We start from the raw sequence: 26,231 nt of genomic DNA, 5'->3' as shown, positions 1-26,231 counted from the left end.
GACGGGGGATGCGGAGCGCGTACGCAGTATGTCACGCCGGGGGGCTCGGTTGGGGAGGTCTTGCATGATTAATCTGAGCTTCTTTTGAGCTTTCGCCGAGCTGATTTTGGCTCAACCCCCGTAAACGGGACGGTCAGTCGGTGCCCTGTGAAGTTTCGGTGCCAGCGGGCTTTGCCTGTCCTGTACCAGCAGGCGCACCAGCCCCACCCGTACCACCCGGGCCGAGCATCAGCTGGGTGTCGGCCGGGAAGTCGAAGGTGCTCGGCAGCCCGGGCGTCTGCTCCCGGCCGGCGTTGGCGATCAGCACCGCGAAGTACGGCAGCAGGACGCCGCCGCCCAGGGCCGCGAAGGCGAGCCAGCGCTCGACGTTCCACAGCACCACCGCGAGCAGGACGCAGAGGGTGCGGATCAGCATCGAGATGACGTAGCGGCGCTGGCGCCCCCGGACGTCCTCGGAGAGGCTGCTGCGGGCCCCGGTGATCCGGTAGACCCGTCCGCCGTCGGCGTTCTTGCCCATGTCTCCTACCGCCCTCGTCCACGCACCCGCGCGCCGTTCCGCGCGGCTTCCTCACGGTACGCCGGGGGGCCGGGGACGACGAGACCGGGTGGGCGGGGCCCACCCGGTCGGGCGTGATAGGGGAGCCGTACGGCGCTATCGGGGTTCAGGAGCGGCGGGAGAGGTACTGCGGGGGGACGGCGTCGGTGAGCCAGACGCCGTTCGCGCTGAGCCGGAACTCGTGGCCGGCCGCCGCCATCGCGGCCGCGTTCACGGTGAGCACGACCGGGCGGCCGTGCCGGGCGCCGACCCGGGTGGCCGTCTCGGTCTCCGCCGACAGGTGCACGTCCTGCCGGGTCATCGGGCGCAGGCCCTCGCGGAAGATCGAGGCCAGGTGGCGGTCGGCGGTGCCGTGGTAGAGCACGTGGGGCGGCACGGTGGCGGTCAGACCGAGGTCGACCGTCACCGTGTGGCCCTGGTTGGCGCGGATCGAGAGGCCGTTCGCGGAGTAGCCGAAACGGCGCTTGTTGTCCGTGGCCACGACGTGGTCCAGTTCGACCCTGGTGAGCGGCCGGCCCTTCGCCGTGAGGGCGTCGAGCAGGACGTCGACCCGGACCCAGCCGGAGCCGTCCAGGGTGATCCCCACCAGCTCCGGCTCGTGCCGCAGGATGCGCGACAGCATCTTGCTCGATCTGACCAGCCGCTTCTCGTCCATCATGTTCTTTCCATCCCCCGTTGGTCAGCGGCTATGAGGCCTGGCTGACCGAACTCATGTTGAAGTCCGCGACACGCACGGGTGGCATCGCGGTGCGGGTGAAGTAGTCGCTCCACTCGCGGGGCAGGCAGCGTTCGGTGCGGCCCGCCTCGGTGATCCGGCCGAGCAGGTCGACCGGGGACTCGTTGAACCGGAAGTTGTTGACCGCGCCGACCACTTCGCCGTTCTCCACCAGGTAGACGCCGTCCCGGGTGAGGCCGGTGAGCAGCAGCGTCGCCGGGTCCACCTCGCGGATGTACCAGAGGCAGGTGAGCAGCAGGCCGCGCTCGGTGCGGGCGATCATTTCGTCCAGGGTCGGAGCCGACTCCTGGTCGGTCGTCTCCAGCACCAGGTTGTCGACCGCCGGGCGCAGCGGCAGGCCGGTGAGGCCGGCCGCGTGGCGGCTGGTGATCAGCTCGGTCAGCACGCCCTCCCGGATCCACTCGGTGGCGGTGATCGGCGCGCCGTTGTCGAAGACCGAGACGTCGCCGCCGGTGCTGTGCGCCAGCACGAACGGGGCGGCCTCCAGGCCGGGCTCGTGAGGGTCGGCGCGCAGGGTCAGCGGCAGGGCGGCGAGCTTGTCGCCGAGCCGGGTGCCTCCCGCCCGTCGTCCACCCCCACCGTTGTCCGGGGCGTTCTGGGCGGCCTCGCCCCTGGGCCGGGAGAAGACCGTCCGGCCCTCGGCGGCGTCCCGGCCGCCGGAGGCCCAGTGGAGGCAGAGCATCAGGTCGGCGACGGCCTCGGGCGGCAGCAGCGTCTCGTACCGCCCGGCCGGCAGGTCGATCCTGCGGGCGCCCCAGCCGAGCCGCTTGGTGAGCTCGGTGTGCAGGGCCGGGACGTCGATGTCGGTGAAGTCCCGGGTGGCGGCGCCGACCCAGGCCGAGCCGGTGAGGTCGGCCGTCTTGCCGTTGATCTCGACCATGCCGGTCGGCTGGTCGTGGCGCAGCCGCAGGCCGGTGGAGCTGCCCAGGTAGCTGGTGGTGACCTCGTGCCGGGCGAAGCCGTAGAGCAGCTCGCCCTGGGCGGCGGCGCGGGCGAAGGCCTCGCCGAGGGCCGGGCCGAAGGCCTCGAACACCTCGATGGAGGTCTCCGCGGGCGGCTGGGTGAAGTGCGGGGACGGCGGCCGGCCGTCGACCAGCGGCTGGGCGTCCTCGGCCGGGCCGGTCGCGCGGGCGGCTTCCTCGGCGGCCCGGACCAGGCCCTCGACGTCCTCGGCGGTGACGGCCTCGCGGGAGACCACGCCGGAGGCGGTGCCCTCGGCGCCGGCCACGGTGGCGATCACGGTGAGGCGGCGGCCGCGGGTGACGCCGTTGGTGGTCAGGGCGTTGCCGGCCCAGCGCAGGTTGGCGGTGGACTCCTCGTCGGCGATCACCACGCAGCCGTCGGCGCGGGAGAGGCCGAGTGCCAGCTCGACGAGTTCGTGGGGCTGCATCGCGGTCATCAGTGACCCGCCTCCTGCTGGGTGTTGAGCACGTTGACGTTGCGGAACAGCGCCGACGGGCAGCCGTGGCTGACCGCGGCGATCTGGCCGGGCTGTGCCTTGCCGCAGTTGAAGGCGCCGCCGAGGACGTAGGTCTGCGGGCCGCCGACCGCCGCCATCGAGCCCCAGAAGTCGGTGGTGGTGGCCTGGTAGGCGAAGTCCTTGACCTGGCCGGCGAGTTCGCCGTTCTTGATGGCGTAGGCGCGCTGCCCGGTGAACTGGAAGTTGTAGCGCTGCTGATCGATGGACCAGGAGCGGTCGCCCACGATGTACAGGCCCTTCTCCACTCCGGCGAACAGGCCCTCGGTGTCCGGGCCGTCGGCGGCGGGCCGGAGCGAGACGTTGGCCATCCGCTGCACCGGGACGTGCCCGGGGGAGTCCGCGAAGGCGCAGCCGTTGGAGCGCTCGAAGCCCTTCAACTTGGCCATGCCGCGGTCGAGTTGGTAGCCGACCAGGACGCCGTCCCGGATCAGGTCCCAGGACTGGGTGGCGACGCCCTCGTCGTCGTAGCCGATGGTGGACAGGCCGTGCTCGGCGGTGCGGTCGCCGGTGACGTGCATCAGCTCGGAGCCGTACTTCAGGCTGCCGAGCTGGTCGAAGGTGGCGAAGGAGGTGCCGGCGTAGGCGGCCTCGTAGCCGAGCGCGCGGTCCAGCTCGGTGGCGTGGCCGATCGACTCGTGGATGGTCAGCCAGAGGTTGGACGGGTCGATGACCAGGTCGTAGCGGCCCGCCTCGACGCTCGGGGCCCTCATCTTCTCGGCCAGCAGGACGGGCAGTTCGGCGAGCTCGGCGTCCCAGTCCCAGCCGGTGCCGGTGAGGTACTCGTAGCCGCGGCCGACCGGCGGGGCCAGGGTGCACATCGAGTCGAAGGCGCCGGTGCGCTCGTCGACCGAGGTGGCCCGCAGGTCGGCGTAGGTGCGGATCCGCTGCTGGGTCGTCATGGTGCCCGCGGTGTCCGCGTAGAACTTGTTCTCCTGCACCGTCAGCAGGGCGGCCTCGACGTGCGAGACGCCCTGGGCGGCCAGCAGCCGGGAGCTGCGGTCGGCGAGCAGGGCGGTCTTGTCGGCGTCCGGCACGTCGAAGGGGTTGATCTCGTAGGAGGAGACCCAGGTGACGTCCCGGTGGACGGGTTCGTCGGCCAGCTCGACCCGCTCGGTGGAGCCGGCCGCCCGGCTGATCCCGCCGGAGAGCCGGGCCACCGAGACGGCCTGGGCGGCGACCCGCGCCGCGGCGTCGGGGGTGAGGTCCACCCCGGCGGCGAAGCCCCAGGCGCCGTCCAGCAGCACCCGGACGGCGAAGCCCAGTTGCACGCTGTCGGAGGTGCCGGACGGACGGGCGTCGCGCAGCCGCCGGGAGGCGCTGCGGACCCGTTCCAGGCGGAAGTCGGCGTGGCTCGCGCCGAGTTCGCGGGCCCGGCCGAGGGCGGCGTCGGCGAGGGTGCGCAGCGGGAGGGCGAGGAACACGGGGTCGACGGCGCGCCCGTGCGGGGCGCCGGCGCTGTCGGCCGAAGGAATCGGAGGCAATCGGGCTCCCAGGTCGCGGGGGTGGCGGTGCGGCGCCGCGGGGGCGCCCGCACCGCATCATGGCCCGTCCACCGGTTTCCGGCCAGCGCATTTCACCTGGTGCGTCGCGGTTTCGGCCAGTGGGCTCCGGCCGTGCGGGGCTCCGTCAGGAGACGGCCTCCCACCAGCCGTCCAGCTCCGGCGGGTTGTCCACGTCGACCCGCTCGCCGGGGCGGGGGACGGCCAGCGGGACGGCCTGGGCCTTGGCCTCCGCGAGCAGCCGCTCGATCGGTTCGGCCCACGGGTGCAGGCCCAGGTTGAAGGTGCACCAGTGGACCGGCACCAGCAGGCCGGCCCGGAGGTCCCGGTGGGCGAGGACGGCGTCCTCGGGCGTCATGTGGATGTCCGCCCAGGCCGCGTCGTAGGCGCCGATCTGCACCAGCGCGGCGTCGAAGGGGCCGTGCCGCTCGCCGATCCGGGCGTAGCCCTCGAAGTAGCCGGAGTCACCGGTGTAGAAGACCTTGCGGCTCGGGCCGGCGATCACCCAGGAGCCCCACAGGGTGGTGTTGCGGGTCAGGCCGCGGCCGGAGAAGTGGTGGGCGGAGGTGAGGGTGAGCACCAGCTCGCCCAGGGTGCAGGTCTCGTCCCAGTCCAGCTCGATGATCCGGTGCTCCGGGACGCCCCAGCGGCGCAGGTGGCCGCCGATGCCGAGCGGCACCGCGAAGGGCGCGGACTGGCTGCGCACCAGGCGCTTGACCGTCGCCATGTCGAGGTGGTCGTAGTGGTCGTGGGAGATCAGCACCGCGTCGACCGGCGGCAGCTCCTCCAGCTCGATCGGCACCGGGTGCAGCCGCTTGGGGCCGACGTGGGCGGCGGGGGAGCAGCGGTCGCTCCAGATCGGGTCGAGCAGGACGCGCGAGCCCTCGATCTCCACCAGTGCCGAGGCGTGCCCGTACCAGGTGATCTCCACGCCCTCGGCGGCCGGGCCGTCCGCGGTGGCGGGGCGGACGGTGGGCACCGGGTGGGCCGGGACGCGGCCCTCGCGCTGGAACAGCATCCGGCGGACGGTGTCGCGGTCGAAGTCGGGGGTGCCGCCGGCCCGGGCGAGGGTCGAGGGCGCGTTGTGGAAGACGCCGTCGCGGTACTGCGGGGAGTCGCGCACCCGCTCCTCGCGCTCGCCGTCCGGGCGGCGTCCGAACGCCGCGGGCAGGTCGCGCAGCGACCAGGCGGTCGCGCCCAGGCCCGCCGCCAGGGCGGTGAGGGCGAGCAGTCGTCCGCGTCGGGAGGTGCTCCCGGGCCGTGCCTTGGTCATGCGCCCTGCCTTCGTTTCCTCGCCGGGACTCTTCGGGGAAGGGTACGTCCGGCCCCGGGGCGGCCCGCACCACGGGGGCAACGGGCACGCCCGCCCGTGTTGTTCCCGTACAGTGCCCCCTTTCCCGGACGGCTCCGCGGCCTGCGGGGGACGACCGGGAACGGCCCGGTGCCACCGGTGCGGATTGTCGGATTGCGACAGTTCCGCCGGTGCGGCGCTGTGGGAGCCCGATTCGTCGCCGCCGCCGACCGCCCGATAGCGTCACACTGCGTACGCATTCCGACGTACGCGCTCACACACGGAGAGAGGTGGATCGTTGAGCCGCTCGGTTCTCGTCACCGGAGGAAACCGGGGCATCGGCCTCGCGATCGCCAAGGCCTTCGCCGAAGCGGGCGACAAGGTGGCCATCACCAGCCGTTCGGGCGAGGTGCCCGAGGTCCTGGGGAAGTACGACGTCCTCGCGGTGCGCTGCGACATCACGGACGCCGCGCAGGTCGACGCCGCCTTCACGGAGATCGAGCAGAAGCACGGCGCGGTCGAGGTGCTGGTCGCCAACGCGGGGATCACCAAGGACACCCTGCTGCTGCGGATGTCCGAGGACGACTTCACCTCCGTGGTGGACACCAACCTGACCGGCACCTTCCGGGTGGTCAAGCGCGCGTCGAAGCTGATGATGCGCGCCAGGAAGGGCCGCGTCGTGCTGATCTCCTCCGTGGTGGGCCTCTCCGGCTCGCCGGGCCAGGCCAACTACGCCGCCTCCAAGGCCGGCCTGGTCGGCTTCGCCCGCTCCCTGGCGCGCGAGCTCGGCCCGCGCAACATCACCGTCAACGTGGTCGCTCCCGGCTTCGTCGACACCGACATGACCGCCGTGCTCAGCGACGAGCGCCGCGCGGAGATCGTCGCGGACGTGCCGCTGGGCCGTTACGCGGCGCCCGCCGAGGTCGCGTCCACCGTGCGGTTCCTCGGTTCGGACGAGGCCGCGTACATCACCGGAGCCGTCATTCCCGTCGACGGCGGATTGGGCATGGGTCACTGAGCATGAGTGGAATCCTCGAGGGCAAGCGGATCCTGATCACGGGCGTGCTGATGGAGTCCTCCATCGCCTTCCACACCGCGCGGCTCGCCCAGGAGCAGGGCGCCGAGATCATCCTCACCGCCTTCCCCCGCCCGAGCCTGACCGAGCGCATCGCCAAGAAGCTGCCGAAGCCGGTCAAGGTGCTGTCGCTGGACGTCTCCAGCCCGGAGGACCTGGCCGGCATCGCCGAGCAGGTCCGCGAGACCCTGCCGACCCTGGACGGCATCGTCCACTCGATCGGCTTCGCCCCGCAGGACGCCCTGGGCGGCAACTTCCTGGACACCCCGTGGGAGTCCGTGGCCACCGCGATGCACGTCTCGGCGTACTCGCTGAAGTCGCTCACCATGGCGCTGCTGCCGCTGATGCAGGACGGCGGCTCGGTCGTCGGCCTGACCTTCGACGCCCAGTACGCGTGGCCGCAGTACGACTGGATGGGCCCGGCCAAGGCCGCCCTGGAGTCGACCAACCGCTACCTGGCCCGCTACCTGGGCGAGCGGGACATCCGCTGCAACCTGATCTCGGCGGGCCCGATCGGCTCGATGGCCGCCAAGTCCATCCCGGGCTTCGGCGACCTGGCCGACACCTGGAACCAGCGCTCCCCGCTGAAGTGGGACCTGAGCGACCCGGAGCCGGCCGGCCGCGGCGTCGTCGCGCTGCTGTCGGACTGGTTCCCGAAGACCACCGGCGAGATCATCCACGTCGACGGCGGGCTGCACGCCATCGGCGCCTGACCGGCTGACTCCACCGCTGCCCGGTACCCCCGCCCTGGGGGTGCCGGGCAGCGGTGCGTTTGCGCGGGGGCGGGGCTCACGCGTCGGCGGTGGCGCAGACGCCGATGGCGCGGCCGGCCTCGACCGAGGCGCGCTGGGCGTCGCCGTCCCGGATGGCGTCCCGGATGCTGCCGTGGCCGATGTAGCGCTCGGCGATCAGCTCGGGGCCGACGTCGTTGCGCAGGTGTTCGCGGGTGACCTCGCCGAGGTCGGAGTAGACGGCCAGCAGCACGTCGTTGTGGGCGGCGGCCACCACGGCGTGGTGGAAGGCGGCGTCGGCCTGGACAAAGTCCTCGGCGTCGCCGGAGCGCCAGGCGCTCTCGCGCCGGTCGAGCGCGGCGTCCAGCAGGCCGAGGTCCCGCTCGGTGCGGCGCAGCGCGGCCAGCCCGGCCGCGGAGGTCTCCAGGGCCGCCCGCAGCTCGGCGACCTGCGCCTGGTCGGCGTCGGCGAAGCGGCGGTGCATCACCCCGGCCAGCTCGCTGGTGGCGAGCACGTAGGTGCCGGAACCCTGGCGGATGTCGAGCAGCCCGTTGTGGGCGAGGGCGCGGACGGCCTCGCGGACGGTGTTGCGGGCCACCCCGAGCTGTTCGACCAGGGCGGCCTCGGTGGGGATGCGCGAGCCGACCGGCCACTCCCCGGAGGTGATCTGGGCGCGCAGCTGTGCGATCACCTGGTCGGACAGCGGGGTGCGCCTCGGCGAGGACAGCGCCACGGGGACTCCTTGCGACTACGGGGTGGGTGGGCCCTGGGGAGGCGGCCGATGGATGAACGGTCGGCACATCATGCCAATTCCAAGGTGCATCAATTCATCCCATCATTCTATGATGGCGCCCATGCCTCCCGCAGTAGACACCACCGCCTCCCCCCGAACCGAGGCCCGGCCGCAGACCGGGCGGCCCTCCGGCTCCGCCACGTACCTCGGTGTGCTGTTCGCCGTCGCGATCGCCGTCGCCGCCTTCAACCTGCGCCCCGTGGTCACCAGCCTGGGACCGCTGCTCGACCAGGTCCGCGCCGACCTGGGCATGAACCCGACCCTGGCCGGGCTGCTCACCGCCGTCCCTTCGCTGTGCTTCGCGCTGTTCGGCTTCGCGGCCCCCGTCGCGGCCCGCCGGATCGGCCCGATCGCGGTGATCACGGCCGGCATGGGCGCGATCACCGCCGGCGTGCTGGCCCGTTCCTTCGCCGGCGGTACGGCGGTGTTCCTGCTGCTCACCGCGCTCGCCCTGGCCGGGGTGGCGGTCTCCAACGTGCTGCTGCCGGTGGTGATCAAGCGGTACTTCCCGGAGAAGGTCGGTCCGATGATCGGCCTGTACTCCATGGCGCTGTCCGCCGGCACCGCCCTGGCCGCCGCCGTCACCGTGCCGCTGACCAACGCGCTCGGCGGCGACTGGCGCTACGGCCTCGGCGTCTGGGCCGCACTGGGCGCGTTCGCCCTGGTGCTCTGGCTGGTGGTGCTGGTCGCCAAGCGCGAGCGCGGCGAGCGCGCCGGGGGCGCCGCCGCCCCCGGCAGGCTGCCGATCGCCCGCAGCCGTACCGCCTGGGCGCTGGCCTGCTTCTTCGGCCTCCAGGCCACCGGCGCGTACGTGGTGATGGGCTGGCTGCCGAAGATCTTCCAGGACTCCGGCATCGACAAGGGCACCTCCGGGGTGCTGCTCGCGGTCACCATGGTGATCGGCGTGCCGGTCTCCTTCGTGCTGCCCAACCTGGCCGCGCGGCGCGGCGACCAGCGGCTGTTCGTGGTGGTGCTGGCCTCCTGCGGCATCGCCGGGTACTCCGGTCTGGCGCTCGCCCCGGCCGCGGCGCCGTGGGTGTGGTCCGTCCTGGTGGGCCTGGCCAACTGCGCCTTCCCGCTGGTGCTGACGATGATCGGACTGCGCGCCCGGACCGCCGGCGGGGTGGCCCAGCTGTCCGCCTTCGCCCAGGGCGTCGGCTACCTGATCTCCATCCCCGGCCCGATCCTGATCGGCCGGATCTACCAGGCCACCGGCCACTGGTACCTGCCGCTGGGCTTCCTCGCGCTGCTGCTGGTGCCGCAGATGCTGTTCGGCCTGCGCGCCGCGCGGGCCCGGCACATCGAGGACGAGGCGGCCCTCCCGGCCGAGCGGGTCAAGGCCTGACCGGGAAGGTCAAGGCCTGACCAAGGCGGTGGGGCCAGCACGGGACGGGCGTGTTCGGGGTGGGAGAATCCCGACATGCCCGTTCTCGACCCGAACCCCACCGACGGCCGCAAGCAGCTCGGCCGCATCGCCCTCGCCTTCGGCGCCATCGTGGTGCTGGTGGCGGTCATCGCCACCGTCGCCGCCTCGATGGGCTGACCCCTGCGCGCCGCGCGCCCGGCGCCCGTCCGGAGCGCCGGGCGTACCGGCGCCGTACTCCCGGTGACACCGCGGCGAACGGGGCATGATGGCACCCGGCACCCGGGGGAGTGGCGGCAACCGGGGGCATCGCGCCCCCGGGCCGCTTTTCTGCCAAGCTTGCTGGGTATGAGCGCCGAAACGCCCCGCAGGATCATCGTTCTCCGTCATGCCAAGGCCGACTGGCCGGACGGCGTGGACGACCACGAGCGGCCGCTGGCCGACCGGGGCCGCCACCAGGCCCCGGACGCCGGCCGCTGGCTGGTCGACTCCGGCATCAACCCCGACTTCGTGCTCTGCTCCACCGCCCTGCGCACCCGCGAGACCTGGAAGCTGGCGGCGCACGAGCTGCCCAAGCGCGCCCGCAAGACGGTGTACGAGGACCGGATCTACGAGGCCAGCCCGGGCGAGATCATCGCCGTCCTCCAGGAGACCCCGGAGGAGTACTCGGACGTGGTGCTGGTCGGCCACAACCCCGGCGTGCTGGGCCTGACCCAGGTGCTGGCCGGGGACGCCGGCGACCGGGACGCCCTGGACCGGCTGCGTCTGGGCGGCTTCCCGACGGCGGCGATCGCGGTGCTCAGCTTCAACGGGTCCTGGAAGCTCGTCGAGCCGGGCGTGGCCGAGCTGGTCTCGTACTACACGCCGCAGGACTGACCTCCGGGAACTCCGGGGACGCATGCGTGAGGGGCGCGCGGATTGGATCCGCGCGCCCCTCACGTACCTCCACAGGACTACTCGACCGAGAGCCCGCCGTCGGCCGCCTCGACCTCCTCGCGGGTGATGCCCAGCAGGTACAGCACGGTGTCCAGGAAGGGCACGTTCACCGCGGTGTCGGCGGCCTCGCGCACCACCGGCTTGGCGTTGAACGCCACCCCGAGCCCGGCCGCGTTCAGCATGTCCAGGTCGTTGGCGCCGTCGCCGATCGCCACCGTCTGCTCCAGCGGCACCTTCGCCTGCTCGGCGAACCGGGCCAGCCAGCGGGCCTTGCCCGCGCGGTCCACGATCTCGCCGACCACCCGGCCGGTGAACTTCCCGTCCACCACCTCCAGGGTGTTGGCCGCCGCGAAGTCCAGCCCCAGCTGCTCCACCAGGTGGTCGGTGACCTGGGTGAACCCGCCCGACACCACCGCGACCTGGAAGCCCAGCCGCTGGAGCGTACGGATCAGGGTGCGCGCCCCCGGCGTGAAGCGGACCTCCGCGCGCACCTTCTCCGTCACCGAGGCGTCCAGCCCGGCCAGCAGGGCGACCCGGGCCCGCAGCGACTCGGCGAAGTCCAGCTCGCCGCGCATCGCCGCCGCCGTCACCTCGGCGACCTCCTGCTCGCAGCCCGCGTGGGCGGCGAACAGCTCGATCACCTCGTCCTGGATGAGCGTGGAGTCCACGTCCATCACCACCAGGCGCTTGGCCCGGCGCTCCAGCCCGGCGGCCACCACCGCGACGTCCACCCGCTGGGTGGCCGCCTCCTGGGCCAGTTCGGCCCGCAGCTCATCGGTGGCCACGCCGGAGACGGCCAGTTCGACCGCCGTCACCGGGTACTTGGCGAGGCGGAAGACCCGGTCGATGTTGCCGCCCGCCACGGTGATCCGGGAGGTCAGCGCGGAGACGGCGGCGGCGGTCAGCGGGTGGCCGAGCACCGTCACGTGGGAACGGCCCTCGCGGCGCGGCCGGTTGTCGCCGATGCCGGAGAGGATCTCGGCCTGCAGCTTCTGCTCGTCCGCCCAGCGGTGCACGGTGGCCCGCAGGCCGCCCTCGGCGCCGGGCTCGTGGGGCGGGGTGACCAGGGCACACAGCGTGATGCGGCCACGGGTGACGACCTGCTCGATGTCGATGACGTCGACGCCGAAGCCGGCCAGGGTGGAGAAGAGGCCGGCGGTGATGCCGGGGCGGTCCTTGCCGAACACCTTGACGAGCAGGGTGCGCTCGTCCGTCCGGGGCTGGGCGGCGGGGAGGGGCTCAGCGGCCGAGGGCGATGCGTTCATGGTGTCTCCCACGCTACCGGGCGGTCGCCGCGCCGAGGGCACCCGTCCCACGTCGCGGGACACCTGCGCGCCCCCGGCCCCGGCGGCAGCCCCGAGTAGCAGCCTGGTCACAGTCACCCGGGGTGACTTTCACCGGCGGACGACGGGCTGGAATGATTCCCCCCGTCAGTCAGAGGAACAAGCACCCCCGGCCGGGGGGCCACAATTCGGGGGAACCGAGAGAGCGGGGCAGGCGAGCAGTGCCGCAACTCGTCATTGAGATCAACGGACAGCAGCGGACTCTTGAGCCCGCGCGGTCCTACACCATGGGACGCAACCCGCAGTCGGACTTCACGTTCGACGACGCCAGGGTCTCCTGGCAGCACGGGACCATCAGCTTCAACGGCAGTGCCTGGCAGCTGGACGACCACGGCAGCACCAACGGCACCTACGTGGCCGGCGCCCGCACCATGCAGGCCCAGCTGTTCGCCGGCGCCGTGGTGAACCTGGGCAACCCGGAGAACGGCCCCCGACTCGCCTTCTCCGCGCCCGCCCACGCCGTCGCCCCGCAGCCCACCCCGGTGCACGAGGCCGTCACCAGCCGCAGCCCCGCCCCGACGCCCCAGCCGCCCGGCCCGCAGCAGGGCTGGCCTGGTCAGGACCCGTACCAGCAGCACCAGGCGCAGCCCCAGCAGGCCTGGGCGGGCCAGCAGCAGCCCCCGCAGCAGTACGCGCCGCCGCAGCAGCAGCCGTACCAGCCGCTGCCGCAGGACCAGCAGCCACCGCAGCACGGCGGGTTCCCGCAGCAGCAGGGCTTCACGCCCCCGCCGTCGCACGGCGACGGCCCGCAGCCGACGATGATCCGCAACCTGACGGCGGGCATGCGCACCGTCAGGATCGGCCGCGCGCTGGACAACGACATCGTGGTGTCCGACCTCCAGGTCTCCCGCCACCACGCCGAGCTGCGCCAGCTGCCGGACGGCCGCTACGAGATCGTCGACCTCGGCAGCCACAACGGCATCTTCCTCAACGGCCAGCGGGTGCAGCGCCAGCTGATGGGCCCGCAGGACCGGCTGACCGTCGGCCACTCCGGCTTCGTGCTGGTCGGCGACCAGCTGCAGGAGTTCGTCGACACCGGCGCGGTCTCCTTCTCCGCCCGCCACCTGACCGTCGAGGTCGAGCACAAGGGCGCCAAGAAGATCCTGCTCAACGACGTCAGCTTCGGCGTCCCGGAGAAGTCCCTGGTGGCCGTCATCGGCCCGTCCGGCTCCGGCAAGTCGACCCTGCTGCGCGCCCTCACCGGCTACCGCCCGGCCGACCGCGGCGAGGTGCTGTACGACGGCCGCAACCTCTACAAGCAGTTCGCCGAACTCCGCTCCCGCATCGGCCTGGTGCCGCAGTCGGAGATCCTGCACCGCGAGCTCACCGTACGGAAGGGCCTCAAGTACGCGGCCCAGCTGCGCTTCCCCGGCGACACCGAGGCCCGCGAGCGCAACGCCCGGATCGACGAGGTGCTGTACGAGCTGCGCCTGGACAAGCGCGCCGACAACAAGATCACCGCGCTCTCCGGCGGCCAGCAGAAGCGCGTCTCGGTCGCCCTGGAGCTGCTCACCAAGCCCTCGCTGATCTTCCTGGACGAGCCCACCTCGGGCCTCGACCCGGGCATGGACCGCGAGGTCATGCAGATGCTGCGCGGCCTGGCCGACGATGGTCGCACGATCCTGGTCGTCACCCACTCGGTGGCCGAACTCGCCCTCTGCGACCGGCTGTTGGTGATGGCGCCGGGCGGTTCGGTGGCCTACTTCGGCCCGCCGGACGAGGCGCTGCACTTCTTCGGGTACGAGACCTGGGCGGACGTCTTCCAGGCCTTCGAGAACTACCCGGAGCACGACTGGGCCGGCCGCTACCGCGGTTCGGTGCACTACCAGCAGTACTCCGCCCCGACCGTCGAGGCGGGCGAGGTCCAGCACGTCCAGGTCGCCCAGGAGGCCATCAAGCCGCCCAAGCCGCAGAGCTGGGGCTCGCAGCTGTGGACGCTGATGCGCCGCTACATGTCGGTGCTCGCCTCGGACCGCGGCTTCCTGGCGCTGTCGGTGCTGCTGCCCGCGGTCATCGGCGCGGTCAGCGTGCTGATCCCCAACGAACCGGGGCTCGCGCCCAATCCGAAGACCCAGCTCCACCTCAACAACGGGGCCGCGACGATCCTGCTGATCCTGGCGATCGGCGCCTGCTTCTCCGGGGCGGCCAACTCGGTCCGCGAGCTGATCAAGGAACGGGCGATCTACGAACGGGAACGGGCCACCGGCCTCTCCCGCTCGGCGTACATGATGTCCAAGATCATCGTGCTGGGCGTCTTCTCGATCATCCAGGGCGCGATCATCTCCGCCGTCGGCTTCCTGCCGCGCAAGCTCCCCGAGCACGGTCTGATCGTCGAGAACATGCCGATGATCGAGATGACCATCGGCATGATCCTGCTCAGCTTCGCCGCGATGATGTTCGGCCTGATGATCTCCGCGCTGGTGAAGACCGCCGAGAAGACCATGCCGCTGCTGGTCATGTTCGCCATCGTCCAGGTCGTCTTCACCGGCTGCCTCTTCCAGATCTTCGGCAAGCCCGGTCTGGAGCAGGTCGCCTGGCTGATGCCGGCCCGCTGGGGCACCGGCATGGTGTCCACCACGCTGGACCTGTCGCACCTGATGGGCCCCTGGAACAAGGACTTCCAGAACCCGAACTACGACCCGCTGTGGACCCACAGCGTCGCCCAGTGGTCGATCGACGCCGGCGTGCTGATCGCCATCTCGGTCGTGATCGGCGTGATCGTGACCCGGCTGCAGCGCCGGCACGAGCCGGAGGTCATGCAGAAGGGCTGACACCCGTCGCCGCCGAAGGGCGCTCTCCCCGGTTCCGGTCCTCCCCGGTCCCGGGGGAGCGCCCTTCGGCGTCGCCCGCCCGACCCGGCCTCCCGGGCCCGGCGGCCTAGGTCCCCGGACCTGCTCCCGGCCCGGCCGGGGACGGACGCGGACGCCCCCGCGGCGGCGGTAGTTTGGCGGTATGCCCAGCACGACCGGTGACCACCGGACCTCCGCCGGCCCGCCGTACGCCTGCGACCCGCTGGCCGGCATCGAAGCCGTCAGCCAGGCGCTGCTCGCGATGAGCCGGCACCTGGAGGTCCGCGAGGTGCTGCGCCGCATCACCGCCTCCGCCCGCGAGCTGCTCGCCGCCGAGTACGCGGCCCTCGGCGTGCCCGACGACCACGGCGGCTTCGCCCAGTTCGTGGTCGACGGCGTCACCGACGAGCAGTGGCGCGCGATCGGCCCACTGCCCCGCCAGCACGGCGTGCTCGCCAAGATGCTGCACGAGACCGGGCCCACCCGGCTCGCCGACGTCCGCGAGGCCCCGGCCTTCGAGGGCTGGCCGGCCGCCCACCCCGAGATGGACGCCTTCCTCGGCATGCCGATCCTGGACACCGACGCCGCCGAGGACGAGCCCCAGGTGATGGGCGTCATCTTCCTCGCCAACAAGCGCGGCGGCGGCCTGTTCACCGACCACGACGAGGAACTGCTGCGGATCCTCGCCGCGCACGCCGCCCTCGCCCTGTCCAACGCCCGCCTGTACGAGCGCAGTCGCGAACTCACCCTGGCCGGCGAGCGCGCCCGGATCGCCCACGACCTGCACGACGCCGTCTCACAGAAGCTGTTCTCGCTGCGGCTGACCGCCAAGGCCGCCGCGAAGCTCGTCGATCGCGACCCGGCCCGGGCCCGCGCCGAACTCGCCGAAGTCGCCCGGCTCGCCGCCGAGGCCGCCGACGAACTGCGCGCCGTGGTGGTCGAACTGCGCCCCGCCGCCCTGGAGGAGGACGGGCTGAGCGCCACCCTCGCCTCCCAGGTGCAGGTGCTCGACCGCGCCCACACCGCCGACCTCGCCTTCGCCGCGGACGGCGTCCGGGCCCTGCCGCCCGCCCAGGAGGCCGCGCTGCTGCGGGTCGCCCAGGAGGCACTGCACAACGCGCTGCGCCACTCCGGCGCCGGCCGGGTCACCGTCACCCTGGCCGGCACCCCCGCCCGCGGCGCCGTGCTGCGGGTGCGTGACGACGGGCGCGGCTTCGACCCCGAGTCCGTCCGCCGGGCCGGCCGCCACCTCGGCCTGGCCTCGATGCGCGACCGGGCCGCCGCCGTCGGCGGCACGCTCACCCTGGAGTCCGCCCCCGGCAAGGGGACGCTCGTCGAGATGGAGGTCCCCGGTGCCTGAGAGCACGCCGTCGATCCGCGTCCTGCTGGTCGACGACCACCAGGTGGTCCGCCGCGGGCTGCGCACCTTCCTGGAGGTCCAGGACGACATCGAGGTGGTCGGGGAGGCCGCCGACGGGGCCGAGGGCGTCGACCGCGCCCGCGAACTCGACCCGGACGTCGTCCTGATGGACCTCAAGATGCCCGGCGTCGACGGCATCGAGGCGCTGCGCACCCTCAAGGACGGGGGCAGCCGGGCCCGGATCCTGATCGTCACCAGCTTCACCGAGCACCGCACCATGGTCCCCGCGCTGCGGGCCGGCGCCGCCGGGTACGTCTACAAGGACGTGGACCCGGAGGCGCTGGCCGGGGCGATCCGCTCGGTGCACGCCGGCCATGTGCTGCTCCAGCCCGAACTGGCCGAGGCACTGCTCGCCGACGACGGCCCGCGCACCCCGCAGGGCCGCGGCGGCACCCTCACCGAGCGCGAGCGCGAGGTGCTCGGCCACATCGCCGACGGCCGTTCCAACCGGGAGATCGCCCGCAGCCTGCACCTGTCGGAGAAGACGGTGAAGACCCACGTGTCCAACATCCTGATGAAGCTGGACCTCGCCGACCGCACCCAGGCCGCGCTGTGGGCCGTTCGCAACGGCGAGGCCCGGGACGCCTAGCGCCGGTCGTCGCGCTGCTCGCCTAACGGTCGTCGCGCTCGTCCACCAGGGCGTTGTAGGCGGCCACCTGGGCGCGCCGGGCGGTGCGCCGCAGCGGGACCAGCACGGACTGCCGGGCGGCCATCTCGGAGGCGCTCACGGCCGCGCCGTGGTTGCCCGAGGCGATCGACAGCAGGGCGGACACCTGACGGGCCGACTCCAGCACCCGTACCGCGCGCGGCGGGTAGCCGGGGGCGAGCAGCTCGGCGTGGCCGCGCCGGCGGTACGCCTCCAGGGCACGCAGCGCCTCCGGGCCGGCGCCGGCCACGTCGAGCCGGGTGAGCAGGACGGTCGCCTCGCGCAGCCCGTCCGCCAGCTCGCGCTCGGCCTCGTACAGCGAGGGCACGTCGGCCGGCGGGGTGTCGTTGACCTCGGCGCAGCGCCACAGCACGGTGGCCGAGCGGTCCCCCTCCGGCCCGAAGACGGTGGTCTCCGGCACCAGCCCGAGCGGTACGCCCACCGCGAGCACCGCCTCGCCGGCCGCCATGGCGCGGTCGTTGAAGGCGGCCGGGCCGGTCAGTCCCAGCGGGTGCCCGGCCGAGGGCAGCGCCAGCCGCAGGCCCTTCACACCCAGCACCCGCAGCCGGCCCAGGGCCCAGGTCAGCCCGTGCTGCTCGCCCGGAGCGTCCCCGGGCAGCCCGGTCACCCGGTGGCCCTCGTCGGCGCCCAGGACGGCCGCGGCGGCGTTGTCGGGCGGCACCAGGCCGCTCAGCAGGGCGTTGCCCCAGGCGGTCAGCCGCCCCGAACGGGGTTCTTCGTACGGATTGTCGGATGGAGTCGCGAGCATCCGGCCAGCCTACGGAATCGGCGGTCATCCGCGTGGCGTAGGTTTGCCCATGCGCGTGCGGCGCACCCATCCCGTGCCCACCGGCTGCCGGAGTAGGCGCGCCGCCCCGCACCGACGGCCGACATTTGTGTATTTGGGGAAGGCGTAGGCATGAGCGACGTGCTGGAGCTGGTGGACGTATCCGTGGTCCGGGAGGGGCGCGCGCTGGTCGACCAGGTCTCGTGGTCCATCTCCGAGGGTGAGCGCTGGGTCATCCTGGGCCCGAACGGCGCGGGCAAGACCACCCTGCTGCAGATCGCCTCCTCGTACCTGTTCCCGACCTCGGGCAAGGTCTCGGTGCTGGGCGAGCAGCTGGGCGAGATCGACGTCTTCGAGCTGCGTTCCCGGATCGGCCTGGCCGGTGCCTCGATGTTCGACAAGCTGCCGGCCGAGCAGACCGTCCTGCAGACGGTGCTCACCGCCGCCTACGGCATGACGGTCAGCTGGCAGGAGACCTACGAGCAGTCCGACGAGGGCCGCGCCCTCGCCCTGCTCGACCGGATGGGCATGGCCGGCCTCACCGGCCGCAAGTTCGGCACCCTCTCCGAGGGCGAGCGCAAGCGCACCCTGATCGCCCGCGCCCTGATGACCGACCCGGAGCTGCTGCTGCTCGACGAGCCCGCGGCCGGCCTGGACCTCGGCGGCCGGGAGGACCTGGTCCGCCGGCTCGGCGCGCTCGCCCAGGACGAGTTCGCGCCGGCCATGGCGATGGTCACCCACCACGTCGAGGAGATCGCCCCCGGCTTCACCCACGTCCTGATGATCCGCCAGGGCAAGGTGCTCACGGCCGGCCCGATCGACACCGAGCTGACCGCCCGCAACCTCTCCAAGTGCTTCGGCCTGCCGCTCACCCTGGAGCGCCACGGCGACCGCTGGTCGGCCCAGGGCCTGCCGCTCGGCTGACTCCCCGTCCGTCCACTTCGCCGAGGCTGTCGGAACCGGTCGCACGTGCGACCGGTTTCCGCCCCTCGACCTGCGGGAACTGTCCGCCTGGAAGGCCCTTCGCTCCCTAGGATGGACGTGTGGACAGCTGGATCTGGTGGCTCCTGGCCGCCGCAGCGCTCGGCATACCGCTGGTGCTCACCGCGATGCCGGAGTTCGCCATGTTCGCGGTCGGCGCGCTCGCGGCCGCCGGCGTGGCCGGACTGGGCGCCGGAGTGGTGCTCCAGGCCGTGACCTTCCTGGTGGTCTCGGTCGCGCTGGTGGCCTTCGTCCGGCCCATCGCCTACCGGCAGCTGCAGAAGGGGCCGCAGATCAAGATGGGCATCGAGGCGCTCCAGGGCGCCACCGCGGTCGTCGCGGAAACCGTCGACGGGGAGGGTGGACGGATCAAGCTCAACGGTGAGATCTGGTCGGCCCGCGCGCTCCACCCGGACCAGGTCTACCAGCCTGGGCAGCAGGTCGACGTCGTCGAAATCCAGGGCGCGACCGCCCTGGTCGTCTAGGGGAGAGTCCGTGGAACCCGTCCTTATCGTTTTGGTCGTCCTGGTCGTGGTGGCCTTCATCGCGCTGATCAAGACGATCCAGGTCATCCCGCAGGCCAGCGCCGCGATCGTGGAGCGCTTCGGCCGCTACACCCGGACGCTCAACGCAGGGCTGAACATCGTCGTCCCGTTCATCGACCGGGTCCGCAACCGGATCGACCTGCGCGAGCAGGTCGTGCCGTTCCCGCCCCAGCCGGTGATCACCCAGGACAACCTGGTGGTCAACATCGACACCGTCATCTACTACCAGGTCACCGACCCCCGGGCGGCCACCTACGAGGTCGCCAGCTACATCCAGGCCATCGAGCAGCTGACCGTCACCACGCTGCGCAACATCATCGGCTCGATGGACCTCGAGTCCACCCTGACCTCGCGCGAGGTCATCAACGCCGGTCTGCGCGGCGTGCTGGACGAGGCCACCGGCAAGTGGGGCATCCGGGTCAACCGGGTCGAGCTGAAGGCGATCGAGCCGCCGACCTCCATCCAGGACTCGATGGAGAAGCAGATGCGCGCCGACCGTGACAAGCGCGCCGCGATCCTCACCGCCGAGGGCCAGCGCCAGGCGCAGATCCTCAAGGCCGAGGGTGAGAAGCAGGCCGACGTGCTCCGGGCCGAGGGTGAGGCGCAGGCCGCGGTGCTGCGCGCCGACGGTGAGGCGGCCGCGATCCGGACGGTCTTCGAGGCCATCCACGACGGCGACGCCGACCAGAAGCTGCTCGCCTACCAGTACCTGCAGACCCTGCCCGAGCTGGCCAAGGGCGACTCCAACAAGCTCTGGATCATCCCCAGCGAGGTCGGCGACGCGCTCAAGGGCCTCGGCGGCGCGTTCGGCGGCCTGACCGGCAACGGCGGCGGCATGAACGGCGGCGCGGTGGCGGCGCCGAGCGTGCCGCAGACGCCCCTGGCGGCCACCCAGGTGCCGCTCGACCCGGCGGCCGGGCCGCGGCCGGTGGACGTGGAGAAGGGCGCCGCCCGGCCGCGGGTGGACCCGGCGCGGGAGTACCGCAAGATCGACCCGGAGTGAATCGACCCTGAGCGAATCGACCCGGAGCGAATCGCCTGGGGTCAATCGACCCGGAGTGATCCGACGGTGTCGTCCGGAGTTCGCCGTTCGTCGGAGGGCCCGCTACCTGGTGGTGGCGGGCCCTCGGGCTTTCCCGGCTCCGGTGCGGTGCAGCAGTGGTGCGGCGTGCCGGCGGTGTGGCGTCCCGGCGGTGTGGCGTGCGTCCCGAATGGTGGTCGGGCCTGGTCGGGCCGGTGCGCGGTCCGGCATGATCCCCTCGGACAGGACCGAGAGGAGAGATGACCCATGACGCTCTGGGAGGCGATCGCCGTCCTGGTGGCCGGTGTCGGCGCGGGGATGATCAACGTGATCGTCGGCTCCGGCACCCTGATCACCTTTCCGGTCCTGCTCGCCGTCGGCATCCCGCCGGTGACCGCCAACGTGTCCAACTCCTTCGGCCTGGTGCCCGGTTCGCTCAGCGGCGTGATCGGCTACCGCCGCGAACTGGCCGACCAGGGCCGCCGCCTGCGGCGCATGGGCACCGCCTCGCTGCTCGGCGGGCTGCTCGGCGCGCTGCTGCTGATCAAGCTGCCGAGCGGCGCCTTCGACGCGATCGTTCCGGCGCTGATCCTGCTCGCCCTCGTCCTGGTGGTGATCCAGCCCCGGGTGGCCAAGGCTGTCGCGGCCCGCCGCCGCGCCGACGGCGATCCGGACGGCGGCGCGGCGCTGCTGGTCGGAGTGTTCCTCACCGGCATCTACGGCGGGTACTTCGGCGCCGCGCAGGGCGTCCTGCTGTTGGCGCTGATGGGCATGCTGCTCCAGGAGGACCTGCAGCGGATCAACGCGGTGAAGAACGCGCTGGCGCTGATCGTCAACGGGGTCGCCGCGCTGTTCTTCCTGTTCACGTCGACGGTGAACTGGACGGCCGCCGGGCTGATCGCGGTCGGCTCGCTGGCCGGCGGCCTGCTCGGCGCCAAGGTCGGTCGCCGGCTCCCGCCGGCCGCGCTGCGCGGGGTCATCGTGGTGGTCGGGCTCGTGGCCGTCACCAAACTGCTGGTGAGTTGACCGGACATCGGACGAACGTGGGATCGTACGTCCGACCGTCTGACCGTACGTGAATCGGAGAAGTGCGCCATGGCCCTGGAGATGCGCGAGACCTGCGAGCGCTGCGAGGTGTCGCTGACCGCCGACAGCCCCGCCTCGATATGTTCCTACGAGTGCACCTTCTGTGCGGACTGCACCGAGGCCATGGCCTCCAACTGCCCCAACTGCGGCGGCGAACTGGTGGTCCGTCCGCGCCGGAAGGTCGCCTGACCGGCACCCGAGCGACGACCCCCGGAGCGCACCGATGAGCAGCAGGGCACGACTGAGCGAGGACGAGATCGGGGCGGCCCTGACGGCCGTGCCGCAGTGGCACCGTGACGGCGACAGCATCGTCCGCAGCGCCGACGCCCCCGACTTCCCGGCCGCGATCCGGGTGGTCGTCGCCGTGGCCGAACAGGCCGAGGCGCTCGACCACCACCCCGACATCGACATCCGCTGGCGCACCCTGCGGTTCGTGCTGTCCACCCACAGCGCCGGCGGGCTCACCGGCCTGGACTTCACCCTCGCCGCCCGCATCGACGAGGCCCTGCGCGCCGAGTCCGCCGCCTGAGGACCCGCTGCTCCCGCGTCGAGGGCCCGGGAGGCGTGCCCGGGCGGGCGTGAGATGCTGACTGCCGCAATCGGCAGGCAGGCGGGGCTGGGAGGGACGGAACGATGGCGCAGGAGCCCTTCGGAGACCCCCACGCCCAGCAGCAGCCCTGGTACCCCCAGGGCCCGCAGCAGGACTGGCAGGGGTACTACGACCCGCAGCAGCCGCCCTCGCAGCCGCACGGGCAGTGGCAGCAGACGCCGCAGTGGGACCAGCAGCCGTACCACCAGCAGCCGTACCACCCGCAGCCGTACGACCAGCAGGGCGGCTACGGGCAGACCGGATACGTCGAGGGCGGCTACGTCCACGGCCAGGGACACGGTCATGACCAGGGCCACGGTCACGGTCAGGGCAACGGCCATGGGTCGTACGGCGGCCAGGAGCAGTACCAGCCGTACCAGCAGCCGTACCCGGACTACGGGCAGCAGCCGTACGCCGGCGCCGCGCCGCAGGCCCAGCCGGCGGAGGAGGGGCTGTACGTCCCGGTGGGGGCGGAGTACTCGGCCGACGGTTACGTGCAGGTGGAGGAGCCCCCGGCGGAGCCCGCGCCCACCGGGGAGGAGAGCGGCGCCGAGGCCGTTGAGCCCGCTGAGCCCGCCGCGCGTTCGCGGGCAGCTCGGCGCGGTGACGGTGGCTCCGGTTCCTCCTCCTCTTCCGCCTCCTCGGCCTCGCTCGTGGACAAGGTCCGGTCGGCCGTCCTGACCGGGGACCACGTGCCCAGCCGGCGGGCCCTGATGGTGCGGGCCGGCGCCGGGGTGGCCGCGCTCGGAGTGCTGATAACGGCCGCGTTGACGGTGGGCGCCGAGGGCGGCGGCAGCGCGGCCGCGACCAGCGGCGGCGAGCCCGGGTTCTCGGTGGCGCACACCAAGGTCTGGTCCGCGCAGGCCGTCGCCGCCACGCAGCCGGCGGGGGACGACACGCTGGTCGGCAGTTGGCTGCTGGCCGACGCGGTGGTCCGTGCCGACGGCTCCGGGGTGCACGCGTACGACCGGACGGCGGGCAAGCCGACCTGGACGGTCGAGCCCCCGGCGGCCGGGGCCGTCCCGTGCGGACTGTCCGTCGGCGTGAACCAGGCCGGCCTGGGCGCGGCCCTGTTCCGGCCGCAGGCGGACCCGAAGAGCCCGTGCACGCTGGTCGCCGCCGTCGACACCAAGACCGGCAAGACTGCCTGGACCAAGACCCTCTCGGACGCCAAGGGCGCCTACTCGGCGCGGATCGGCGTCACCGAGGACATGGTGGTCGCGGTCGGCGACGACCGCGCGGTGGCCTGGGCGTCGGCCGACGGCAAGGACGTCTGGCAGTACACCGGGCAGGGCAAGTTCTGCACCCTCTCCGGCGGCGTCACCGGCAAGACCGTGCTGGTCGCCTCCTCCTGCGCCGACTCGACGCCCGCCGACCAGGCCGTCTCGCTGAACGTGGCGGACGGCAAGGTCGGCTGGTGGCGGGGCCTGAACAACCAGCCGAAGACGGTCACGGTGCTCTCCGCCGAGCCGGCCGTGGTGCTCACCACCGGAGGGAAGCCCGAGGACGACCGGGTGTTCGCCTGGGGCACCGCCGGCGACCCGGCCGTCGAGATCCCGGTGGTCACCGACGCCGGCCGGTTGGCCGTCGGCCACGGAACGTTTTCGGCCACCCCCGAGGTGTTCTTCGAAGGCCGCACCATGGTCGCCGCGATGACCCCGGCGAACGCCGGCGGACCGGTGTCCGCGGTCGGCTACGACCTGGACACCGGCAAGCAGCGCTGGAAGGCGCCGACCGCCGCCAAGGGCACCGTCCGGGCCGTCGGCGTCGACGGCGGCTCGTTGGTGCTGGCCGCCGACGAACGCCGCGACCAGCCCGCCCGCCTCGGCCGCTTCCCGCTGGCGGGCGGCCAGGAGGCGGTCGGTGGCAACTTCCCGCCCGGCACCGGCTCGCTGCTGCTCTCCGGGCGGGTGATGATCGGCGGCGGGCAGGTGGTCGTGGTGCCCGAGCACGCGACCAACTACGGCACGGCCGCGGGCTACCAGGCGAAGGGCTGAGCCCCCCGAGGCTAGGCCGCGGTGACGGGCTGCCCCGGTACGGCCGGCAGCCAGTCGGCCAGCTCCCGGGCCTCCGAGCCGCGCAGGCCGAGCGCCAGCATCAGGGTGGCCTGCGGCGTCGGCACGAACGGCCGCCGCAGCAGTTTCATCCCGGCCTGCTCGGGCGTCCGGTCGGCCTTGTACTGGTTGTCCTCCGGGCACGCGGCCACGGTGTTCATCCAACTGTCCTCGCCACCACGCGACTTGGGCTGCAGGTGGTCCACCGTGGTGGCCCGGCGCCCGCAGTAGGCGCACAGGTGCTGGTCCCGGGCCAGGACACCCCGCCTGGACCACGGGGCCTGTTGTCGGAACGGCACCCTCACGTACCTCTGCAGCCTGATCACCCGTGGCACCGGAACGGCCACGCCCGTCCCCCGGATCGAGCGCAGCGGGTGCGCCTGCTCCACCACCGCCTTGTCCTGGAGCACCAGGACGACGGCGCGCTGGAGCGACACCGTCGTCAGGGGCTCGTAGCTCGCGTTCAGAACCAGCGTGTTGCGCACTCGGCACACCCTTCCCACGGGCGTGCCACGGCGGCACGACCGTCTCCACACACGTCACTGCCGCCGCACGGCGGTGGAACCACTCTGAATGGGCCCACAGCCGACTAACAACGGAATTTCCGGTATCGGGGAGGAACCCCGGGGGAGAGCCGCCGCCGATCAGGGCCGATCAGGGCCGACCGGGACCCACCCGAGGCCGACCGGGACCGACCCGGGGGCCGACCCGATCCGGTGCCTCGGAGAAAACCCGCTGGCCGGAACCGCGTAGGCTCTAGCAGGCTGGAGTCGTACCGACCCGGGGCCCGACCGAACCGGGCCAGCACCGGCCGGACGCCCGATCGAAGGAGAAGCGTGACCGTGACGGACATCGTCGACGAGCTGCAGTGGCGTGGGCTGATCGCCCTGTCCACTGACGAGGACGCACTGCGCAAGGCGTTCGCGGACGGCCCGGTCACGTTCTATTGCGGCTTCGACCCGACGGCCCCGAGCCTGCACCTGGGCAACCTGGTGCAGATCCTCACCATGCGCCGCATCCAGCAGGCGGGGAACCTCCCGATCGGCCTGGTCGGCGGCGCCACCGGCCTGATCGGCGACCCGAAGCCCACCGCCGAGCGCGTGCTCAACGACCCCGAGACGGTGGCCGGCTGGGTCGAGCGCCTGCGGGGGCAGATCTCGCGCTTCCTCGACTTCGAGGGCCCGTACGCGGCGCGCATGGTCAACAACCTGGACTGGACGTCCGGGATGTCGGCCATCAGCCTGCTGCGCGACGTCGGCAAGTACTTCCGCGTCAACAACATGATCGCCAAGGAGGCCGTCGCCCGACGGCTCAACTCCGACGCGGGCATCAGCTACACCGAGTTCAGCTACCAGATCCTCCAGGGCATGGACTACCTGGAGCTGAACCGCCGCTACGGCTGCACCCTGCAGACCGGCGGCAGCGACCAGTGGGGCAACCTCACCGCCGGCACGGACCTGATCCGCAAGGCCGACGGCAAGTCCGGGCACGCGCTGGCCACGCCGCTGATCGTCAAGGCCGACGGCACCAAGTTCGGCAAGACCGAGTCCGGCACGGTCTGGCTCGACCCCGAGCTGACCACCCCGTACGCCTTCTACCAGTTCTGGCTGAACGCGGACGACCGGGACGTCTCCAACTTCCTGCGGATCTTCAGCTTCCGCTCGAAGGAGGAGATCGAGGAGCTGGAGCGCGAGACCACCGAGCGCCCCGCCGCCCGCCTCGCCCAGCGCGCCCTGGCCGAAGAGCTCACCACGATGGTGCACGGCGCCGAGCAGTACGAGCGCGCGGTCGCCGCGTCCAAGGCGCTGTTCGGGCAGGGTGACCTGGCCGATCTGGAGGCCCCGACCCTGGCCGCGGCCCTGGCCGAGGTCCCGAAGGCCGAGGTCACCGAACTCCAGCCGGTGGTCGACCTGCTGGTCGCCGTCGGCCTGGCACCGAGCCGCTCGGCCGCCCGCCGGACGGTCAAGGAGGGCGGCGCCTACCTCAACAACGTCAAGGTGGCGGACGAGGAAGCTGTGCCGACCGAGGCCGATCTGCTGCACGGGCGCTGGCTGGTGCTGCGTCGCGGCAAGCGCAATCTGGCGGCGGCGGAGCTGCTGCCGGCGTCGGCCGCGGCGTCTGACGCGACCGCCGAGTGACCGAAACCCGATGCCGCTGAGCTGCGGCTTTGACGAACGAGGGCGGGATCCAGCCGGATCCCGCCCTCCACGTTTGACGATGTCCTCCAGGTGGCCTAGTGTTGAACGAGTCGCTGGAGCGGCCACCCCACTCAGCAAGACCCACTCTCACACTTCGAAGCCCATTCAGTTGGGTTCGTTGGCGTTGTCGTCAACAGGGTGTGAACGTGAATTTCGAGTAACTCTCGGAATACGCTAAAGTGGTGGTCGTCGCAGAAAGCGGCCCCGCCAGTTCGGGAAATCGGATGAATGAAACTCCGGAAAACGGAGCGGAAAACATCTGATAAGCTGGAAACACGAAAGAACGAAGCGCCCGGAGGGCCCGCTGGAAGG

26 protein-coding genes are annotated in these 26,231 nt (G+C 72.4%); 16 read left to right on the top strand and 10 right to left on the bottom strand.

The features are described from left to right. Positions 1–133 precede the first annotated feature (133 nt). From ACZ3YL_RS40420 to ACZ3YL_RS40400, 5 genes are all read right to left on the bottom strand, one after another. The gene (locus ACZ3YL_RS40420) at positions 134–517 is read right to left on the bottom strand and encodes a DUF3099 domain-containing protein (protein ID WP_188308471.1); all 384 of its coding nucleotides are present in this window, start codon (positions 515–517) and stop codon (positions 134–136) included. Positions 518–662: 145 nt separating this feature from the next. Further along, the gene (locus ACZ3YL_RS40415; protein ID WP_465662655.1) at positions 663–1,211 is read right to left on the bottom strand and encodes an RNA 2'-phosphotransferase; all 549 of its coding nucleotides are present in this window, start codon (positions 1,209–1,211) and stop codon (positions 663–665) included. Positions 1,212–1,242: 31 nt separating this feature from the next. Then, on the bottom strand, positions 1,243–2,691 hold the full coding sequence (locus ACZ3YL_RS40410) for a metallopeptidase TldD-related protein (protein WP_465662649.1): 1,449 nt from the start codon (positions 2,689–2,691) through the stop codon (positions 1,243–1,245). After that, positions 2,691–4,253 (bottom strand): TldD/PmbA family protein, encoded by a 1,563-nt coding sequence (locus tag ACZ3YL_RS40405; RefSeq protein ID WP_465662647.1) that lies wholly within the window; start codon positions 4,251–4,253, stop codon positions 2,691–2,693. Before ACZ3YL_RS40405 ends, ACZ3YL_RS40410 begins: the two co-directional genes overlap by 1 nt. 145 nt (positions 4,254–4,398) lie before the next feature. Next, complete coding sequence (locus ACZ3YL_RS40400) at positions 4,399–5,544, bottom strand: MBL fold metallo-hydrolase (RefSeq protein WP_188308473.1); 1,146 nt, start codon at positions 5,542–5,544, stop codon at positions 4,399–4,401. A gap of 316 nt (positions 5,545–5,860) precedes the next feature. On the opposite strand from ACZ3YL_RS40400, the gene fabG reads away from it, so the two are divergent. Further along, on the top strand, positions 5,861–6,580 hold the full coding sequence (gene fabG / locus ACZ3YL_RS40395; RefSeq protein ID WP_188308474.1) for a 3-oxoacyl-[acyl-carrier-protein] reductase: 720 nt from the start codon (positions 5,861–5,863) through the stop codon (positions 6,578–6,580). Between the two features lie 2 nt (positions 6,581–6,582). Beyond that, complete coding sequence (fabI, locus tag ACZ3YL_RS40390; protein ID WP_188308475.1) at positions 6,583–7,350, top strand: enoyl-ACP reductase FabI; 768 nt, start codon at positions 6,583–6,585, stop codon at positions 7,348–7,350. 76 nt (positions 7,351–7,426) lie between these two features. Here the strand turns inward: fabI and ACZ3YL_RS40385 are convergent, their stop codons facing one another. Next, entirely contained in the window at positions 7,427–8,101 is a 675-nt protein-coding gene (locus ACZ3YL_RS40385) for a FadR/GntR family transcriptional regulator (RefSeq protein WP_188308476.1), read from the bottom strand. Between the two features lie 121 nt (positions 8,102–8,222). Here ACZ3YL_RS40385 and ACZ3YL_RS40380 point away from each other — a divergent pair, with 121 nt between their 5' ends. The 3 genes from ACZ3YL_RS40380 (at position 8,223) to ACZ3YL_RS40370 (ending at position 10,400) form a co-directional block, all read left to right on the top strand. Further along, positions 8,223–9,506 carry a CynX/NimT family MFS transporter gene (locus ACZ3YL_RS40380; protein ID WP_223243209.1) on the top strand — a complete coding sequence of 428 codons (1,284 nt, stop codon included), beginning with the start codon at positions 8,223–8,225 and terminating at the stop codon, positions 9,504–9,506. Between the two features lie 75 nt (positions 9,507–9,581). Continuing rightward, positions 9,582–9,704: an SGM_5486 family transporter-associated protein gene (locus tag ACZ3YL_RS40375; RefSeq protein ID WP_094742991.1), complete on the top strand. Its 123-nt coding sequence runs from the start codon at positions 9,582–9,584 to the stop codon at positions 9,702–9,704. A 168-nt stretch (positions 9,705–9,872) separates the two neighbouring features. Continuing rightward, the gene (locus ACZ3YL_RS40370) at positions 9,873–10,400 is read left to right on the top strand and encodes a SixA phosphatase family protein (RefSeq protein ID WP_188308478.1); all 528 of its coding nucleotides are present in this window, start codon (positions 9,873–9,875) and stop codon (positions 10,398–10,400) included. Positions 10,401–10,477: 77 nt separating this feature from the next. On the opposite strand, the gene serB is transcribed toward ACZ3YL_RS40370, so the two are convergent. After that, positions 10,478–11,725: a phosphoserine phosphatase SerB gene (gene serB, locus ACZ3YL_RS40365; RefSeq protein ID WP_188308479.1), complete on the bottom strand. Its 1,248-nt coding sequence runs from the start codon at positions 11,723–11,725 to the stop codon at positions 10,478–10,480. A gap of 239 nt (positions 11,726–11,964) precedes the next feature. Between serB and ACZ3YL_RS40360 the strand changes: the two genes are divergently transcribed. The 3 genes from ACZ3YL_RS40360 to ACZ3YL_RS40350 all read left to right on the top strand — a co-directional run bounded on the left by ACZ3YL_RS40360 (position 11,965) and on the right by ACZ3YL_RS40350 (position 16,601). After that, on the top strand, positions 11,965–14,574 hold the full coding sequence (locus ACZ3YL_RS40360) for an ABC transporter ATP-binding protein/permease (protein WP_465662642.1): 2,610 nt from the start codon (positions 11,965–11,967) through the stop codon (positions 14,572–14,574). A 181-nt stretch (positions 14,575–14,755) separates the two neighbouring features. Further along, the gene (locus ACZ3YL_RS40355) at positions 14,756–15,952 is read left to right on the top strand and encodes a GAF domain-containing sensor histidine kinase (protein ID WP_188308481.1); all 1,197 of its coding nucleotides are present in this window, start codon (positions 14,756–14,758) and stop codon (positions 15,950–15,952) included. Continuing rightward, positions 15,945–16,601, top strand: coding sequence for a response regulator (locus ACZ3YL_RS40350; RefSeq protein WP_465662639.1), 657 nt, complete (start codon positions 15,945–15,947; stop codon positions 16,599–16,601). Before ACZ3YL_RS40355 ends, ACZ3YL_RS40350 begins: the two co-directional genes overlap by 8 nt. 22 nt (positions 16,602–16,623) lie before the next feature. On the opposite strand, the gene ACZ3YL_RS40345 is transcribed toward ACZ3YL_RS40350, so the two are convergent. After that, a complete protein-coding gene (locus ACZ3YL_RS40345) occupies positions 16,624–17,427 on the bottom strand; it encodes a hypothetical protein (RefSeq protein WP_465662637.1) in 804 nt (267 codons plus the stop codon). Between the two features lie 150 nt (positions 17,428–17,577). Here ACZ3YL_RS40345 and ACZ3YL_RS40340 point away from each other — a divergent pair, with 150 nt between their 5' ends. The 7 genes from ACZ3YL_RS40340 (at position 17,578) to ACZ3YL_RS40310 (ending at position 23,664) form a co-directional block, all read left to right on the top strand. Beyond that, a complete protein-coding gene (locus ACZ3YL_RS40340) occupies positions 17,578–18,369 on the top strand; it encodes an ABC transporter ATP-binding protein (RefSeq protein WP_188308484.1) in 792 nt (263 codons plus the stop codon). A 119-nt stretch (positions 18,370–18,488) separates the two neighbouring features. Continuing rightward, positions 18,489–18,911, top strand: coding sequence for an NfeD family protein (locus ACZ3YL_RS40335; RefSeq protein WP_317621384.1), 423 nt, complete (start codon positions 18,489–18,491; stop codon positions 18,909–18,911). Between the two features lie 10 nt (positions 18,912–18,921). Then, positions 18,922–19,974 (top strand): SPFH domain-containing protein, encoded by a 1,053-nt coding sequence (locus ACZ3YL_RS40330; RefSeq protein ID WP_188308485.1) that lies wholly within the window; start codon positions 18,922–18,924, stop codon positions 19,972–19,974. 285 nt (positions 19,975–20,259) lie between these two features. Continuing rightward, positions 20,260–21,018, top strand: coding sequence for a sulfite exporter TauE/SafE family protein (locus ACZ3YL_RS40325; protein ID WP_188308486.1), 759 nt, complete (start codon positions 20,260–20,262; stop codon positions 21,016–21,018). 69 nt (positions 21,019–21,087) lie between these two features. Further along, complete coding sequence (locus ACZ3YL_RS40320; protein WP_188308487.1) at positions 21,088–21,267, top strand: DUF1272 domain-containing protein; 180 nt, start codon at positions 21,088–21,090, stop codon at positions 21,265–21,267. 34 nt (positions 21,268–21,301) lie between these two features. Then, positions 21,302–21,607 (top strand): 4a-hydroxytetrahydrobiopterin dehydratase, encoded by a 306-nt coding sequence (locus ACZ3YL_RS40315; RefSeq protein ID WP_188308488.1) that lies wholly within the window; start codon positions 21,302–21,304, stop codon positions 21,605–21,607. A 104-nt stretch (positions 21,608–21,711) separates the two neighbouring features. Next, complete coding sequence (locus ACZ3YL_RS40310) at positions 21,712–23,664, top strand: outer membrane protein assembly factor BamB family protein (RefSeq protein WP_465662633.1); 1,953 nt, start codon at positions 21,712–21,714, stop codon at positions 23,662–23,664. Positions 23,665–23,675: 11 nt separating this feature from the next. Here ACZ3YL_RS40310 and ACZ3YL_RS40305 read toward each other — a convergent pair whose 3' ends face one another. Continuing rightward, the gene (locus ACZ3YL_RS40305; protein ID WP_188308490.1) at positions 23,676–24,206 is read right to left on the bottom strand and encodes an HNH endonuclease; all 531 of its coding nucleotides are present in this window, start codon (positions 24,204–24,206) and stop codon (positions 23,676–23,678) included. 357 nt (positions 24,207–24,563) lie between these two features. Between ACZ3YL_RS40305 and tyrS the strand changes: the two genes are divergently transcribed. Continuing rightward, entirely contained in the window at positions 24,564–25,859 is a 1,296-nt protein-coding gene (gene tyrS / locus ACZ3YL_RS40300; RefSeq protein ID WP_188308497.1) for a tyrosine--tRNA ligase, read from the top strand. Positions 25,860–26,049: 190 nt separating this feature from the next. Here tyrS and ACZ3YL_RS40295 read toward each other — a convergent pair. Beyond that, a partial coding sequence (locus tag ACZ3YL_RS40295; RefSeq protein ID WP_465662631.1) for a hypothetical protein occupies positions 26,050–26,231 on the bottom strand: 182 nt, incomplete at its 5' end.

It is taken from the genome of Kitasatospora sp. NPDC023176 (assembly GCF_055560495.1).
This window is presented reverse-complemented; position numbering and strand designations above follow the sequence as displayed.

Excerpts from the sequence above, each read along its gene's own strand:
- ACZ3YL_RS40420 (WP_188308471.1), bottom strand. The coding sequence starts at position 517 with ATGGGCAAGAACGCCGACGGCGGACGGGTCTACCGGATCACCGGGGCC.
- ACZ3YL_RS40415 (WP_465662655.1), bottom strand. The coding sequence starts at position 1,211 with ATGGACGAGAAGCGGCTGGTCAGATCGAGCAAGATGCTGTCGCGCATC.
- ACZ3YL_RS40410 (WP_465662649.1), bottom strand. The coding sequence starts at position 2,691 with ATGACCGCGATGCAGCCCCACGAACTCGTCGAGCTGGCACTCGGCCTC.
- ACZ3YL_RS40400 (WP_188308473.1), bottom strand. The coding sequence starts at position 5,544 with ATGACCAAGGCACGGCCCGGGAGCACCTCCCGACGCGGACGACTGCTC.
- fabI (WP_188308475.1), top strand. The coding sequence starts at position 6,583 with ATGAGTGGAATCCTCGAGGGCAAGCGGATCCTGATCACGGGCGTGCTG.
- ACZ3YL_RS40380 (WP_223243209.1), top strand. The coding sequence starts at position 8,223 with ATGCCTCCCGCAGTAGACACCACCGCCTCCCCCCGAACCGAGGCCCGG.
- ACZ3YL_RS40375 (WP_094742991.1), top strand. The coding sequence starts at position 9,582 with ATGCCCGTTCTCGACCCGAACCCCACCGACGGCCGCAAGCAGCTCGGC.
- ACZ3YL_RS40370 (WP_188308478.1), top strand. The coding sequence starts at position 9,873 with ATGAGCGCCGAAACGCCCCGCAGGATCATCGTTCTCCGTCATGCCAAG.
- serB (WP_188308479.1), bottom strand. The coding sequence starts at position 11,725 with ATGAACGCATCGCCCTCGGCCGCTGAGCCCCTCCCCGCCGCCCAGCCC.
- ACZ3YL_RS40355 (WP_188308481.1), top strand. The coding sequence starts at position 14,756 with ATGCCCAGCACGACCGGTGACCACCGGACCTCCGCCGGCCCGCCGTAC.
- ACZ3YL_RS40345 (WP_465662637.1), bottom strand. The coding sequence starts at position 17,427 with ATGCTCGCGACTCCATCCGACAATCCGTACGAAGAACCCCGTTCGGGG.
- ACZ3YL_RS40340 (WP_188308484.1), top strand. The coding sequence starts at position 17,578 with ATGAGCGACGTGCTGGAGCTGGTGGACGTATCCGTGGTCCGGGAGGGG.
- ACZ3YL_RS40325 (WP_188308486.1), top strand. The coding sequence starts at position 20,260 with ATGACGCTCTGGGAGGCGATCGCCGTCCTGGTGGCCGGTGTCGGCGCG.
- ACZ3YL_RS40320 (WP_188308487.1), top strand. The coding sequence starts at position 21,088 with ATGGCCCTGGAGATGCGCGAGACCTGCGAGCGCTGCGAGGTGTCGCTG.
- ACZ3YL_RS40315 (WP_188308488.1), top strand. The coding sequence starts at position 21,302 with ATGAGCAGCAGGGCACGACTGAGCGAGGACGAGATCGGGGCGGCCCTG.
- ACZ3YL_RS40310 (WP_465662633.1), top strand. The coding sequence starts at position 21,712 with ATGGCGCAGGAGCCCTTCGGAGACCCCCACGCCCAGCAGCAGCCCTGG.